The organism is Nonomuraea sp. NPDC050536, assembly GCF_044457685.1.
Lineage (GTDB): Bacteria > Actinomycetota > Actinomycetes > Streptosporangiales > Streptosporangiaceae > Nonomuraea.
Window position 1 is genome coordinate 322809 of record NZ_JBITHD010000009.1, and the last position, 15101, is coordinate 337909.

Consider the following 15101-nt stretch of genomic DNA (forward strand, 5'->3'; position numbering starts at 1 on the left):
GCGTTCCGGCCCAGCGTACGAGGGAGATGAGCGGATGCTTACCGGTGGAGAGGTCGCCGGGCTGATCGCGGCCACCGGCTGGGTGGTTCTGGTGTGCGTTCTCGTCATGGTGCTCGTCAAACTCGCCAGGCTGCTCACCGAGACCACCAAGGCGGTCTCCGAGCTGGCCGAGCGCATGGTGCCGCTGCTCGACGACGTGAGCGTCACGGTCACCGAGACCAACAGGCAGCTCGTCACCGTCGAGGCCATCGCCAAGGACGTCAAGCAGGTCAGCGGCCACGCCGCCAAGCTCAGCGGGGTCACCCAGACGATCTTCACCGGCCCGCTGATCAAGGTCTCGTCCCTCGGATACGGCGTGCGCCGCGCCATCGAGGCCCGCCGCCCCCGCAAGGCCAGGCGCAGGCCATGATCCGCCGGCTGTTCTACATTTCGCTCGGGGCAGCGCTGACGCTGTGGGTGGTGCGCCGGTTGCAGGCGCTCCACCCCAACCATGTGGCCCGCCGTACCGTGCAGAAGGCATCGGGCGTGCTGGCACAGGTGAGAGACTTTACCTCTGACGCGCTCGGCGAAGCCGCCGACCGCGAAATCGAGTTGCGGACCCGCTTCGGGCTCGACAACGCTGACCACAACAACTAACGCAAAGGATGGCCACCATGGAGTCGGCAGAGATCGCCCGCCGCTTCCTGCGCTTCTTCGAGGAGCGTGGGCACAAGATCGTGCCCTCGGCCAGCCTGATCGCAGAGGACCCAACGCTACTCCTGGTCAACGCGGGTATGGTGCCCTTCAAGCCGTACTTCCTGGGGCAGCGCAAGCCTCCGGCGGCCCGGCTGGCAAGCGTGCAGAAGTGCGTCAGGACCCCCGACATCGAAGAGGTCGGCAAGACCACTCGGCACGCCACCTTCTTCCAGATGCTCGGCAACTTCTCCATCGGCGACTACTTCAAGGAGTCGGCGATCCCGTTCGCCTGGGAGCTGCTGACCAGGTCGGAGTCCGACGGCGGGTTCGGCTTCCCCGAGGAGAAGCTGTGGGTGACGGTCTACCTCGACGACGACGAGGCGATCGACATCTGGCGTAAGGTCGGCGTCCCCGCCGATCGCATCCAGCGCCGCGGCCTCGAGGACAACTACTGGCACATGGGCGTGGCCGGTCCCGGCGGGCCCTGTTCCGAGATCTACTACGACCGCGGCCCCGAGTACGGCAGGGACGGCGGACCTGTCGCCGACGAGGACCGCTACCTCGAGGTCTGGAACAACGTCTTCATGCAGTACCAGCTCAGCGCGGTGCGCTCGAAGGTCGACTTCGACGTGGCGGGCGAACTGCCCGCCAAGAACATCGACACCGGCATGGGCCTGGAGCGCATGGCGACGATCCTGCAGGGCGTCGACAACCTCTACGAGATCGACACCACCTACAAGATCCTCGACAAGGCGGCCGAGCTCACCAAGACCCGCTACGGCCGTGAGCACCGCGCCGACGTCAGCCTCCGGGTGATCGCCGACCACGTCCGCACCGGCACCATGCTGGTCGCCGACGGCGTCGCGCCCAGCAACGAGGGCCGCGGCTACGTCCTGCGCCGCATCCTGCGCCGCTCCATCCGCAACCTGCGCCTGCTCGGCTCCGGCGACGAGCGCTACATGCACGAGCTCACCGCGACCACCATCGACGCGATGGGCGAGACCTACCCCGAGCTGAAGACCGACGCGCCGCAGATCCACGCGGTCATCGACGCGGAGGAGGCCTCCTTCCTCGGCACGCTCCGCACCGGCACCGCGATCTTCGACGTGGCCGTCGAGGAGACCAAGCGCAAGTCCGGCACCACGCTCTCCGGCGACCAGGCCTTCCAGCTCCACGACACCTACGGCTTCCCCATCGACCTCACCCTGGAGATGGCGGCCGAGCAGGGGCTCAAGGTCGACGAAGAAGGCTTCCGCCGCCTGATGAAGGAGCAGCGGGAGCGCGCCAAGGCCGACGCGGTGGCCAAGAAGACCGGCAACCTCGACATCTCCGTCTTCGGCGAGTTGCTCGAGCGGGCGGGCAAGGTCGACTTCCTCGGCTACGACACCACGACCGCCGACTCCAGCGTGATCGGCATCCTGGTCGACGGTGTCTCCGTCCCGGCGGCGGGCGCGGGCGCCACGGTCGAGGTCGTGCTCGGACGTACGCCCTTCTACGCCGAGGGCGGTGGCCAGCTGGCCGACCAGGGCGTGCTGCGCACCTCCGGCGCCGAGATCGACGTCCTCGACGTCCAGACGCCGCTCAAGGGCCTGATCGTGCACCGCGGCAAGGTCCGCACCGGCGAGCTCAAGGTCGGCGACGAGGTGCAGGCCGAGGTCGACATCGAGCGGCGCCGCGCGATCTCGCGCAGCCACAGCGCCACCCACCTGGTCCACCGCGGCTTCAAGAACGCGCTGGGCGAGACCGCGGCGCAGGCCGGCTCGGAGAACTCGCCCGGCCGCTTCCGCTTCGACTTCACCGCTGCCGGCGCGGTCCCGCCGAGCGTGCTGCGCGACGTCGAGGACGAGGTCAACGCCGTCCTGATCAACGACATGAAGGTCAACGCGTTCTACACCTCGCAGGCCGAGGCGCGCGCGATGGGCGCGCTGGCCATGTTCGGCGAGAAGTACGGCGACGAGGTCCGCGTGGTCGAGATCGGCGACTACTCCCGCGAGCTGTGCGGCGGCACGCACGTGCACAGCTCTGGCCAGCTCGGCCTGGTCAAGGTGCTCGGCGAGCAGTCGGTCGGCGCCGGTGTGCGCCGCGTCGAGGCGCTGGTCGGGCTGGACGCCTTCCGCTTCCTGGCGCGCGAGTCGCTGCTGGTCGCCCAGGTGTCCGAGCAGCTCAAGGCGCGCCGCGAGGAGCTGCCCGAGCGCATCGACGGCATCGTCACCCGGCTGCGCACCGCGGAGAAGGAGCTGGAGAAGCTGCGTTCCGCGCAGGTGCTCCAGATCGCCGGCGAGCTCGCCACGCAGGCGCGTGACCTGCAGGGAGTCTCCCTGGTGACACACCGCGCGCCTGATGGCACCGGAGCCGACGACCTGCGTAAGCTCGCGCTTGACGTGCGTGGCAGGTTCCCGGCCGACCGTCCGGCGGTGATCGTCATCGCCGGAGTCCCCTCCGACCGGCCCGTGGTCGTTGCCGCGGTGAACGAGGCGGGGCGCGAGCGGGGGCTCAAGGCCGGGAAACTGGTCGGCGTCGCCGCCAAGGCGCTTGGGGGTGGCGGTGGCGGCAAGGACGATGTGGCCCAGGGCGGCGGCACGCGGCCGGAGTCGGTCGACGACGCGTTGCGGCAGGTCGAGCAGGCCACCGCTGAGCAGATCACTGGGCAGCTCGGCTGACATGAGGTTCGGCTCACGCCTCGGCGTGGACGTCGGCTCCGTCCGCATCGGCGTGGCCCGCAGCGACCCATCGGGGCTGCTGGCCACGCCGGTCGAGACGGTCCGGCGCGGCAAGGGCGACCTCGACCGCATCGCCGAGATCGCCCAGGAGCACGAGGCCATCGAGGTGATCGTGGGGCTGCCCACGTCGCTGTCCGGCCGCGAGGGCCAGGCCGCCGCGATCGCCCGCGCCTTCGCCCATGATCTCGCGGTACGGCTGGCGCCGACGCCGGTGCGCATGTTCGACGAACGGCTCACCACCGTGGCCGCCCAGCAGGGGCTGCGGGCCAGCGGCGTCAAGGCCAAGAAGCAACGCGGCGTCGTCGACCAGGCGGCGGCCGTGGTGCTGCTGCAGGACGCACTCGACGCCGAACGCGCCACCGACAGACCACCAGGCAGGCCCGTCGATCCGCCCCCTGGGGCGGACGGCGGGCCCGCCTCATGACCAGGGAACACGACGACGACTCGCTCGGCGACCTGATCCCCTTCCCCGTCAGCCCGCCCGACCACGACGAGGACCCGCCCGGCCCTGACACGCCGGACGACGACACCCCTGCCGCGTCGGCCGACGGTGACCCTTCCGGCCCGCACGACGATCGCGCGGAGGGCCATGCGGGGCAGGGTGCCGAAAGCCTGGCCGGCGATGGCCAGGGGGCGGACGACGGCGGCCCGCCCGAGCAGAAGCGGTCCGCGGTCCGCAAGGCCGGAATCCTGGCAGCGGGGGCCGCCGCGTCGGCGATCGTGCTCGGCGGGGGCGCCTACGTGATGCTCAAGCCGATGCTGAGCCCCGACGACTTCCAGGGCCCCGGCACGGAGACCGTGACCGTCAAGATCAATCCAGGGGCCAGCGCGGGCGACATCGGTTCCCTCCTGGCCAAGGCCGGGGTCGTGGCCAGCGCCCGCTCCTTCGTCAACGTCACCGAGAACCGCTCGGTCGCCGACAGGCTGAGGCCCGGCAGCTACCGCCTCCGCAAGGGCATGGCCGCAGGCATGGCCCTGGACCTGCTGCTGTCGCCCGCCGCCAGGGTCGTCAGCAGGGTCACCGTGCCCGAGGGCCTGCGCCTGGTCGAGACGCTGCAGCGCCTGGCCAAGCAGACCGGCCTGCCGCTGAAGGACCTGCAGGCCGTCGACAAGGGCCTGGTAGGACTGCCCGAGTACGCTCCCGGGCTGGAGGGCTTCCTCTTCCCCGCCACCTACGAGGTCGAGCCGGGTGAGAAGCCCGCGGACCTGCTGGCCGCCATGGTCGAGCGGTTCGACGCCGCCGCGAGCCAGGTCGACCTCGTCAAGCGCGCCGCCGCGGTGCACCTCACACCGCTCGAGGCGGTCACCGTCGCCAGCATCCTCCAGGCCGAGGGCGGCAAGGACGAGGACTATCCGAAGATCGCCCGCGTCATCTACAACCGGCTCAGCCGCGACATGCCGCTCGAGATAGACAGCACCGTCCTGTACGCGCTGGGCAAGCACACGCTGAAGGTCTCGGAGCGTGACACCCATGTCCGCTCGCCGTACAACACCTACCGCCGCAGAGGGCTGCCGCCGGGGCCGATCTCCAATCCGGGGGAGAAGGCGCTGATGGCGGCCCTGCACCCAGCCAAGGGGGATTGGACCTGGTTTGTCACGACGGATCCGGCGCATAGAATCACCAAATTCACCGACAAAGAGAGCGAGTTCGTGAGATACCGGGAAGAGTTGAACGCCAACCTCGGGAAAGATTGATGCTCGCCGGGACACCCCCCGCGCGATGCTCCCGTGAAGGGGCACGCGCACTCTTCCCGTCGCCTAGCATGGCTACCCAGAGTGATTGCCGCTGGTCGTCCGCATATGACCGGTGGATCCCCCCGTTCCGCTCGGTAACCCCCTCCGGTTCGGTACAACCGCTTGACGGCGGACCGGTCATACCGGGAGATTGGCCAGCGCAGCTATGAACGATCTCGACATGGACTTCCTGCTCGGCGCCGAGGACGATGAGGGTCGTTCCGGGCGCCGCTCCAAGGGATCCGTCAAACGTGGCCGCAGGCGCCGTCGCAGGCGCAACCGCGGCGGATTCCTGGCCCCGCTGCTCGCCTTCATCGTGCTGGCGGGCATCCTCGGCGGTGGCGGCTACTACGGCTACCTGTGGATCAGCGACGCGCTGGTGCCCAAGGACTTCTCCGGCGAGGGCTCCGGCGAGGTGATGATCGAGATCAAGGACGGCCAGAACGCCGTCGACGTGGCCGAGGAGCTGGAGCGGCAGGGGGTCGTAGCCAGCGCCAAGGCCTTCACCAACGCCATCACCAACGCCGGCAAGAGCGGCAGCCTGCAGCCCGGCACCTACACGCTGCGCAAGGGCATGTCCGCCGCGGCCGCGGTGGCGATGCTCGGCTCCGACAACCGGATGCTGGTCAAGGTCACCATCCCCGAGGGCAAGCGGCTGTCCGACACGATCACGCTGCTGGCCAAGCAGACGGGCAAGCCGGAGAAGGCGTTCCAGGCCGCCGCCAAGGACACCAAGGGCCTCGAGCTGCCCTCCTACGCCAAGAGCCTGGAGGGATACGCCTTCCCCTCCACCTACGAGTTCCAGCCCAAGACCACCCCGGCCGAGATGCTGGGCCAGATGGTCGAGCGCTACAAGCAGACCGCCGACCAGTACGGCCTCAAGGGCCCCACCAAGCACGGCGGCTACACCCCGGCGCAGATCATCACGATCGCCAGCATCGTCCAGGCCGAGGCCGGACGGTCCGAGGACATGCCCAAGATCGCGCGCGTCATCTACAACCGGCTCTCCTCGCAGCCGCCGAGGAAGCTCGAGATGGACAGCACGGTCATGTACGCGCTGAACAAGTACGGCACCAAGGCCTCCCACGCGGACCTGAACACCACATCGAAGTACAACACCTACAAGTACCTCGGCCTGCCGCCCAGCCCCATCGCCAACCCCGGCGAGCACGCCATCGACGCCGCCCTCAACCCGGAAAAGGGCAACTGGCTCTGGTTCGTGGCCACCGACCCCAAGAGCAAGGTCACCAAGTTCGCCTCCACCGAGGCCGAGTTCCAGGCCCTCCTGACCGAGTACCGCGCCAACGGGGGCTGATCAGCTCAAGTTACGGCGAGCCGCCGTTTCCGGCCGCCCGCCGCACTCCAGCTTCGGGCCCGATCTTCAGGGTGTTCTTGTACGGCGGGCCGCCGCCACCGGCCGCCCGCCGCACTCCGGTTAAGGGCCCGCGACCGGCGCTGCCGGCGAGTCGGTGACGCTTGCTCGCCGTCACGGCGCCCGGGAACCGCTTTCCCCGGAACCTGGATACCGTGTGCCGCTTTGGCGAACGGTCGACGGCGGAACCGCCAAGCTGGCGACCGCCGCGAGACCTGGTCGTGTGGGTCGCGGCGGGGTCGTGGTTGACGCGGATTGGGCGGGTGGCTCGGGGCTGGTGGGGAAGCTGGTTGGATGGGTTCGGTTGGCTTGCCGTACAAGGGTTCGGTTGGCTTGCCGTACTGAGGGAGGGTGAAGATGCGGGCAGCGGTCTTGGGGTCGCCGATCGGCCACTCCCTTTCGCCGTGTCTCCATCGCGCCGCCTACCGGGCGATGGGCCTGGACGGCTGGAGCTACGAGGCGATCGAGTGCGACGAGGCCCGCCTGCCCGAGGTCATCGGCGGGATGGGCCCAGAATGGGCGGGGCTGTCGCTGACGATGCCGCTCAAGCGGGCCGTGCTCCCCCTGCTCGACACCGTGGCGCCGCTGGCCGTGGAGGTGGGCGGAGCCAACACGGTGATCTTCCGCGAGGGGGCCAGGCACGGCGAGAACACCGACGTGTACGGCATCACCCAGGCCCTGGCCGAGGCGGGCGTGCACCCCGCGTCGGCGCTGGTCCTGGGCGGGGGTGCGACCGCCGCTTCCGCGCTGGGCGCGCTGCGCGCCCTCGGGCTCGGCGCGGCGACACTGGCCGTGCGGGACCCGGCGCGGGCGGGGGAGACAGCGCAGGTGGCCGAGCGGCTCGGCGTGGCGCTGCGTGTGGAGACGTTCGACAAGCTCGACGCCCTGCTGGACGTGGACCTGGTGATCTCCACGCTGCCCGGCGAGGCGGGTGACCGCTTCGCCCCGCTGCTGGCAGGCGTGCCGGCCCTGTTCGACGTCGTCTACGCGCCCTGGCCCACCAGGGCCGCGAGCACGGTCGAGGCGGCGGGCGGGCGCGTGGTCAGCGGCTTCGCGATGCTGCTGCACCAGGCGGTCAAGCAGGTGGAGCTGATGACCGGCAGGACGGACGTCCCGGTCGAGGACATGCGCGCGGCGGGCGAGGCGGAACTCCGCCGGCGGGCGGGATGATTCTGAGCTCGCTCGTGGTTGTGGTAAAGTGGCTCCCTGATCGGTCCGGCATGCCTTGCTGGACGCGCAAGCGGAGGTCTCCCTCCCACCTGAGTCGCCAAGAGGCGGCCGGGTCCAGGATCACGCCGGACTTACTCCGGGGAGCTTACGGCTACTGATGCCGACGAGCTCAGTGGCCCCGCATGCGCGACGTGCGGGGCTTTTTCGCGTATAAGAGAGAGCTCCCGGCACGACGAGCACGTAGGGATCGCAACCTAGGAGGCCCCATCAGCACTGAGCCCCGCATCAACGAGCGTATTCGAGTTCCTGAGGTTCGCCTCGTGGGCCCGAACGGCGAGCAGGTCGGGATCGTCTCGATTCACGACGCACTGAAGCTCGCCCAGGAGTCCGACCTCGACCTGGTCGAGGTCGCGGCAACGGCTCGACCGCCCGTGTGCAAGCTCATGGACTACGGCAAATTCAAGTACGAGTCCGCGATGAAGGCGCGCGAGGCGCGCAAGAATCAGGCGCACACGATCATCAAGGAGATCAAGCTCCGGCCGAAGATCGACCCGCACGACTACGAGACCAAGAAGGGTCACGTGGTGCGGTTCCTCAAGGCGGGAGACAAGGTCAAAGTCACGATCATGTTCCGTGGCCGCGAGCAGTCGCGCCCGGAGCTGGGCTTCCGGCTCCTGCAGCGGCTCGCCGAGGACGTGACGGAGCTCGGCTTCGTCGAGTCGCAGCCCAAGCAGGACGGGCGCAACATGATCATGGTGATCGGTCCGCACAAGAAGAAGGCTGAGGCCAAGGCCGAAAGGGCAGCGGCCAAGGCACAGCGTGGCGGCGAGGAGCCCTCCGTAGAGGAACCTTCCGTAGAGGAAGGGTGACCCGCGGCTCGGGTTAGCCTTACACGGCACCCCGAGCAAGCCACCGCATGACGAAGACGCTGTAACCGGGCCGGCCAGCACCGGCCCGGTATGCGGCACGGACGAATGGGAGAGACGGCGACATGCCGAAGATGAAGACGCACAGCGGTGCGAAGAAGCGGTTCCGGCTCACCGGCACCGGCAAGGTCAAGCGCCGTCGTGCCGCCCGCGCGCACTACAACGAGTGGAAGTCGTCCACGCTGACGCGCCGTCTCAAGAACGAGGTCGTCGTCTCCGACAACGACGTGAAGAAGATCAAGAAGCTGCTCGCCAAGTAGCGCGAACCCCCGGGGAGATACAACATGGCACGCGTGAAGCGGGCGCTCAACGCCAAGAAGAAGCGCAAGGTCGTCCTCGAGCGGGCCGCGGGTTACCGTGGTCAGCGCTCTCGCCTGTACCGCAAGGCGAAGGAGCAGATGCTCCACTCGATGACCTACGCCTACCGTGACCGCAAGGACCGCAAGGGCGCTTTCCGCCGCCTGTGGATCCAGCGGATCAACGCCGCGGCACGGCTGAACGGCATCACCTACAACCGCCTCATCCAGGGCCTGCGTCTGGCCAACATCGAGGTGGACCGCAAGATCCTGGCCGATCTCGCGGTGAACGACGCCCAGACTTTCGCCACGCTCGTCGAGTCCGCCAAGAAGGCGCTGCCGGCGAACGTGAACGCTCCGGCCGCGAGCTGAGGCGCATCTGACTGGAGGGCCCACCTGACGGTGGGCCCTTTGTCGCGTGTACGGCCCGCGCGGCCTTCCACGGGAAGGCGGGGCGGGCGAACCAGGGGGAAAGACGAGCATGGCGGGATCCGAGCTGACCAACGTCAAGTCGCCGCGGGTGAAGGCCGCTCGCAGGCTGACCAAGCGCTCCTTCCGTGAGCAGGACCGCAGGTTCCTGGCCGAGGGCCCGCAGGCCGTGCGCGAGGCGCTCAAGCTCGACGGCGTGGTGGTGGAGCTGTTCGCCACCGCCGATGCCGAGCTGCGCCACGCGGAGATCGTCGCCGAGGCCCGCACACAGGGCATCCCGGTGCACCTGGCCAGCGGCGAGGTCATGGCCGAGCTGTCGCAGACCGTCACCCCGCAGGGCTTGCTGGCCGTGTGCGGCCTGGTCCACGTGCCACTGGAGGAGGGCGTGCCCGCCGACGCCCGCCTGGTCGCCGTGCTCGCGCACGTGCGCGACCCGGGCAACGCCGGCACCGTGCTGCGCGCGGCCGACGCCGCCGGCGCGGACTCCGTGCTGTTCACCGACGCCTCTGTCGACCCTTACAACGGCAAGTGCGTGCGCGCCAGCGCGGGAAGCCTGTTCCACCTGCCCGTCGTCACCGGGGCTCCGGTGGCGCATGCCGTACGGGCACTGAAGGAGCGCGGCATGCGCGTGCTGGCCGCCGACGGGGCGGGCCAGAAGACGCTGGACGACGTCGACCTGTCGGGCCCGACCGCGTGGATCTTCGGCAACGAGGCGTGGGGACTGCCCGACGACGTGCTCGCCCTCGCCGACGACGTGGTCAGGGTTCCCATCTACGGCAAGGCGGAAAGTCTCAACCTCGCCACGGCCGCCGCGGTGTGCCTTTACGCATCCGCCCGCTCTCAGCGGGTGCCCTAGGCGGCGGGAAACCCGCTATTGTCGGCGATGTAGGCGGAGGAGGCGAGGTCGTGCACGGCTCGGACACCGAAGGGCGGGTGGGCGCCTCCGTGTGCACGATCGCGATCGACGACCTGCCTGACGGGTTGATCGTCGCGGACAGGTTCGGCCGGGTGCTGGCCGTCAATCGCGCCGCCGCCCGGCTCACCGGTGTCACGCCCGAGCGGGCCGCCGGCAAGGACATGAACGAGATCTTCCCCTTCCGCGACCACGACGGCCGCGAGTGGTGGAAGGCGCTCGACCCCGAGGGCGGGCTGCGCACCCGATCCAGGGTCCCGGAGAAGCCGCTGCATCTGCCCGGCGGCCAGGAGCTGTATGTCGCGGCCCGGCTGGTGCGCGAGCCCGAACGCGGTGGCGACGTCGTCAAGGTCGCGATCACGCTGCGCGACGGCGGCGCCCGCGCCCGCCTCGAACGCAGCCGCGCCGACCTGGTCTCCACCGTCGCCCACGAGCTGCGCTCCCCGCTGACCAGCGTCAAGGGGTTCACCGCCACGCTGCTGGCCAAGTGGACCCGCTTCACCGACGAGCAGAAGCGGGTCATGCTCGAGACCGTCAACAACGACGCTGACCGCGTCACCCGCCTCATCACCGAGCTGCTCGACGTCTCGCGCATCGAGTCGGGCCGCCTGGAGGTGCACAGGCAGGTCGTCGACGTGCCCGCCAGGGCCAGGCGCATCATCGCCGGCCGCGTCGCGGCGGGTGAGCCGGAGGACCGCTTCCGGCTCGCCGTGACCGACGACCTGCCCGAGACCTGGCTTGACCAGGACAAGGTTGACCAGATCCTCGCTAACCTGGTGGAAAACGGGCTGCGGCACGGACGCGGTACCGTGACAATAGACATCGAATCCGTCGGATGGGGAGTTGCCGTGTCGGTGCGCGACCAGGGCGAGGGCATCGAGCCCGAGCTGGCTCCGCGCGTCTTCCGGCAGTTCTGGCGGGGCAACAGCCGCCGCCGCGGCGGCACCGGGCTGGGCCTGTTCATCGTCAAGGGTCTGGTCGAGGCGCACGGCGGCACGATCACCGTGCAGCGCGCGCCCGAGGGCGGGGCGGAGTTCCGATTTACCGTGCCCACCGGCACACCCGACTTCGCGTAGGGGACTTCCGGTGGGCTCCCACCGTTAGACTTTTCCCGCTCAAGCCCTGGATACGGAGCTCACTCTTGTCTGACTACGACCCCGTCGAGGTCACACCGTTGCATGCCGACGAGATGTCGCGCATGGAGGCCGACGCCCTCGCGGCGATCAAGGCGGCCGACTCCCTCGACGCACTCAAGCAGGTACGGCTCGCGCACGCCGGAGACCGCTCGCCCATCGCGCTGGCCAACCGGGAGATCGGCGCCCTGCCCCCGGCCGCCCGCGCAGAGGCGGGCAAGCGCGTCGGCGGCGCCCGCAAGGCGATCAACGAGGCGCTGGCCGCACGGCAGGCCGAGTTGGAGGCCGAGCGCGACGCGCGGGTGCTCGTCGAGGAGACCGTCGACGTCTCCCTGCCCTGGGACCGGCGCCCGCAGGGCGCCCGCCACCCGCTGACCACCATGCAGGAGCGCATCGCCGACACCTTCGTCGCGATGGGCTACGAGGTGGCCGAGGGGCCCGAGCTGGAGGGCGAGTGGTTCAACTTCGACGCGCTCAACATCTCCAAGGACCACCCGGCCCGCTCCGACCACGACACGTTCTTCGTCGAGGATCCCCACGGTGGGACCGAGTCCGGCATGGTGCTCAGGACCCAGACGAGCCCGGTGCAGATCCGCGCGCTGCTGAGCCGTGAGCTGCCGGTCTACGTGGTCGCGCCGGGCAAGACGTTCCGCACCGACGAGCTCGACGCCACCCACACCCCCGTCTTCCACCAGGTCGAGGGCCTGGCCGTCGACGAGGGCCTGACGATGGCCCACCTGAAGGGCACCCTCGACCGCTTCGCCGAGGTGACGTTCGGAGAGGGCATCACGACCCGGTTCAGGCCGCACTACTTCCCCTTCACCGAGCCGTCGGCCGAGGTGGACCTGAAGTGCTTCGTCTGCCGCGGCACCTCCGCCGTCCCCGGCAACCCGCCCTGCCGCACCTGCAAGAGCGAGGGGTGGATCGAGTGGGGCGGCTGCGGCATGGTCAACCCGCGCGTGCTCATCGCCTGCGGCGTCGACCCGGCCCGCTACTCCGGGTTCGCCTTCGGCATGGGCATCGAGCGGTCGCTGATGTTCCGCCACAACGTCGAGGACATGCGTGACATGGTCGAGGGCGACGTGCGCTTCTCGCTTCCGTTCGGAATGGAGATCTGATGAAGGCCCCGCTTTCCTGGCTGCGGGAGTACGTCGATCTTCCGCCGGTGACCGCGCAGGAGGTAGCCGACAGGCTCACCGCCGCAGGGCTCACGCTCGAGCGGATCATCCCCTACGGCCACGACGTCAAGAACGTCGTGGTCGGCGAGGTGCTCGAGGTCGAGGAGCTGGCCGGCTTCAAGAAGCCGATCCGCCACTGCAAGGTCGAGGTCGGCGAGGCGACGCCGCGCGAGATCGTCTGCGGCGCCACCAACTTCGTGGCCGGTGACCGCGTGCCCGTGGTCCTGCCCGGCGGCGTGCTGCCCGGCGGGTTCGAGGTCGGCGCACGCAAGACGTACGGCCGCATGTCCGAGGGCATGATCTGCTCCGAGCGCGAGCTCGGCCTCGGCGACGACCACGACGGCATCATGGTGCTGCCCGCCGACACCCCGATCGGCACCGACGTGGTCGAGCTGCTCGGGCTGCGCGACGACGTCATCGAGATGGAGATCTCGCCCGACATCAGCTACGCGCTGTCCATGCGCGGCGTGGCACGCGAGGTCGCGATCGCCTTCGACGTGCCGTTCCACGACCCCGCCGGGCTGGAGCCGCCGACCGCGCAGGGATCGGCCTGGCCCGCCAGGATCGCCGACCCCACCGCGTGCGACCGGTTCGTGCTGCGCGAGGCGCACGGCTTCGACCCGGAGGCCACCAGCCCGCTGTGGATGCGCGTGCGGCTCAACCGCGCCGGGGTGCGGCCGGTGTCGCTGGCCGTCGACATCACCAACTACGTGATGCTGGAGATGGGCCAGCCGCTGCACGCCTTCGACCGGGCCAAGCTCACCGGCGAGATCGTCGTACGGCGGGCCGAGCCGGGCGAGACGCTGGAGACCCTCGACCACGTGGTGCGCACCCTGCACCCGGGCGAGGACATCCTGATCACCGACGAGTCGGGCCCGATCTCGATGGCCGGCACCATGGGCGGCCTGGCCACCGAGATCTCCGACGACACCGTCGACATCGTGATCGAGGCGGCGCACTTCTCCGCGCCCGGCATCTCCCGCGAGTCGCGCAAGCACAAGCTGATCTCGGAGTCGTCCAAGCGGTTCGAGCGCGGCGTCGACCGCGAGCTGCCGCTCGTCGCCTCGTGGCGGGCGGTCCGGCTGCTGGCCGAGCTCGGCGGCGCCACCGCCCAGCCCGGCGTCACCCACGCCGAGGTCGAGGTCAGCCCGGCCAGGATCGCCATCCCCGCCGACTACCCCGGGCGGGTGGCCGGCGCGCCGTACTCCAAGGAGACGGTGGTGCGGCGGCTGGAGCAGCTCGGCTGCACGGTGGCCGACGGCAGCGACCCGGCCGTGCGGACGGGCGGGGTCGAGCCGACCGCGGTCATCACCGGCGGCGAGGTGGCCAGCAAGCTGGCCGTGGACGGCGACGACATGATCACCGTGACGCCGCCGTCCTGGCGCACCGACCTGACCGACCCCAACGACCTGGCCGAGGAGGTCATCAGGCTCGAGGGGTACGCCGAGCTGCCGTCGGTGCTGCCCAAGGCGCCCGCGGGCGCCGGGCTGACCGAGGAGCAGCGGCTGCGCCGCCGGGTCGGCCGCGCGCTGGCCGGGGCCGGCTACGTCGAGGTGCTGTCCTACCCGTTCATCGGGCAGGCCGACCTGGACAACCTGCAGCTGCCCGCCGACGACCCGCGCCGCCACGCGATGCGTCTGGCCAACCCGTTGTCCGACGACGAGCCGCTGATGCGCACGACGCTGCTGCCGGGGCTGCTGAAGACCCTGGTGCGCAACGTCGGGCGCGGCTTCTCCGACGTGGCGCTGTTCGAGACCGGCCTGGTCTTCCGTCCGCGCGAGGGCGCGCCGGCCACCGCTCCGGTGCTGGGTGTCGAGCGCAGGCCGACCGAGGAGGAGCTGGCCTCGATCGCGGCCGCGCTGCCCGACCAGCCGCAGCGGGTCGCCGCCGTGCTGGCGGGCGAGTTCGACCGGTCCGGCTGGTGGGGGTCCGGACGGCAGGCGTCGTGGGCCGACGCCGTGCAGGCCGCCCGCCAGGTGGCCGCCGAAGCGGGCATCGAGCTGTCGGTGGTCGCCGACCAGCACGAGCCGTGGCACCCGGGCCGCTGCGCCGCGCTGTACGTCGGCGACACGCTCGTCGGCCACGCCGGTGAGCTGCACCCGCGCGTCATCGAGGCCTATGGCCTGCCGCCGCGCACCGGCGCCATGGAGCTGGAGCTGTCGCGGCTCCCGCTCGACGGCCCGGTCCAGGCGCCGGATGTGCCGGCCTACCCGGTCGCCACCCAGGACGTCGCGCTCATCGTGCCCGACTTCACGCCCGAGGCGGACGTCGCGGCGGCGCTGCGCGACGGGGCGGGCGAGCTGCTGGAGTCGATCCGGCTGTTCGACGTCTACACCGGGTCGCAGGCGGGCGAGGGGCACAAGTCGCTGGCCTACACGCTGCGGTTCCGCGCCCACGACCGGACGCTGACCGTCGAGGAGACCACGGCCGCCCGCGACGCCGCCGTCGCGGTCGCCGCCGACCGCGTGGGCGCCCAGCTGCGCGGCGCCTGAGGTTTGTTCGCCGAGCAGGGCTGGTACGGCACGCCGTACCAGCCCTGCGTCGTTGGGGAGGTG

14 protein-coding genes are annotated in these 15101 nt (G+C 70.4%); all 14 read left to right on the forward strand.

Features of this window, described 5'->3' with window-relative positions; genetic code table 11:
* Window positions 1-34 precede the first annotated feature (34 nt).
* Window positions 35-409: a DUF948 domain-containing protein gene (locus ACIBHX_RS26250; RefSeq protein WP_397069882.1), complete on the forward strand. Its 375-nt coding sequence runs from the start codon at window positions 35-37 to the stop codon at window positions 407-409.
* On the forward strand, window positions 406-636 hold the full coding sequence (locus tag ACIBHX_RS26255) for a hypothetical protein (RefSeq protein ID WP_397069883.1): 231 nt from the start codon (window positions 406-408) through the stop codon (window positions 634-636). The genes ACIBHX_RS26250 and ACIBHX_RS26255 overlap by 4 nt, the downstream gene beginning before the upstream one ends.
* Window positions 637-653: 17 nt before the next feature.
* Window positions 654-3335, forward strand: a complete 2682-nt coding sequence (gene alaS / locus ACIBHX_RS26260; RefSeq protein ID WP_397069884.1) for an alanine--tRNA ligase — start codon at window positions 654-656, stop codon at window positions 3333-3335.
* A 1-nt stretch (window position 3336) separates the two neighbouring features.
* Entirely contained in the window at window positions 3337-3819 is a 483-nt protein-coding gene (ruvX, locus tag ACIBHX_RS26265) for a Holliday junction resolvase RuvX (protein WP_397069885.1), read from the forward strand.
* Window positions 3816-5090: an endolytic transglycosylase MltG gene (gene mltG, locus ACIBHX_RS26270; RefSeq protein ID WP_397069886.1), complete on the forward strand. Its 1275-nt coding sequence runs from the start codon at window positions 3816-3818 to the stop codon at window positions 5088-5090. The genes ruvX and mltG (ACIBHX_RS26270) overlap by 4 nt, the downstream gene beginning before the upstream one ends.
* A 205-nt stretch (window positions 5091-5295) precedes the next feature.
* A complete protein-coding gene (gene mltG, locus ACIBHX_RS26275; RefSeq protein ID WP_397069887.1) occupies window positions 5296-6444 on the forward strand; it encodes an endolytic transglycosylase MltG in 1149 nt (382 codons plus the stop codon).
* A gap of 414 nt (window positions 6445-6858) precedes the next feature.
* A complete protein-coding gene (locus ACIBHX_RS26280; RefSeq protein ID WP_397069888.1) occupies window positions 6859-7671 on the forward strand; it encodes a shikimate dehydrogenase in 813 nt (270 codons plus the stop codon).
* Between the two features lie 266 nt (window positions 7672-7937).
* The gene (gene infC, locus ACIBHX_RS26285) at window positions 7938-8540 is read left to right on the forward strand and encodes a translation initiation factor IF-3 (RefSeq protein ID WP_397069931.1); all 603 of its coding nucleotides are present in this window, start codon (window positions 7938-7940) and stop codon (window positions 8538-8540) included.
* A gap of 122 nt (window positions 8541-8662) precedes the next feature.
* Window positions 8663-8857 (forward strand): 50S ribosomal protein L35, encoded by a 195-nt coding sequence (rpmI, locus tag ACIBHX_RS26290; RefSeq protein WP_157253330.1) that lies wholly within the window; start codon window positions 8663-8665, stop codon window positions 8855-8857.
* A gap of 24 nt (window positions 8858-8881) precedes the next feature.
* Window positions 8882-9265 (forward strand): 50S ribosomal protein L20, encoded by a 384-nt coding sequence (gene rplT, locus ACIBHX_RS26295; RefSeq protein WP_397069889.1) that lies wholly within the window; start codon window positions 8882-8884, stop codon window positions 9263-9265.
* Between the two features lie 109 nt (window positions 9266-9374).
* Window positions 9375-10178 carry a TrmH family RNA methyltransferase gene (locus tag ACIBHX_RS26300; protein WP_397069890.1) on the forward strand — a complete coding sequence of 268 codons (804 nt, stop codon included), beginning with the start codon at window positions 9375-9377 and terminating at the stop codon, window positions 10176-10178.
* Between the two features lie 50 nt (window positions 10179-10228).
* A complete protein-coding gene (locus ACIBHX_RS26305; protein WP_397069891.1) occupies window positions 10229-11311 on the forward strand; it encodes an ATP-binding protein in 1083 nt (360 codons plus the stop codon).
* Window positions 11312-11424: 113 nt separating this feature from the next.
* On the forward strand, window positions 11425-12486 hold the full coding sequence (gene pheS / locus ACIBHX_RS26310) for a phenylalanine--tRNA ligase subunit alpha (RefSeq protein ID WP_397069932.1): 1062 nt from the start codon (window positions 11425-11427) through the stop codon (window positions 12484-12486).
* Entirely contained in the window at window positions 12486-15038 is a 2553-nt protein-coding gene (locus ACIBHX_RS26315; RefSeq protein WP_397069892.1) for a phenylalanine--tRNA ligase subunit beta, read from the forward strand. Before pheS ends, ACIBHX_RS26315 begins: the two co-directional genes overlap by 1 nt.
* Window positions 15039-15101: the final 63 nt, after the last annotated feature.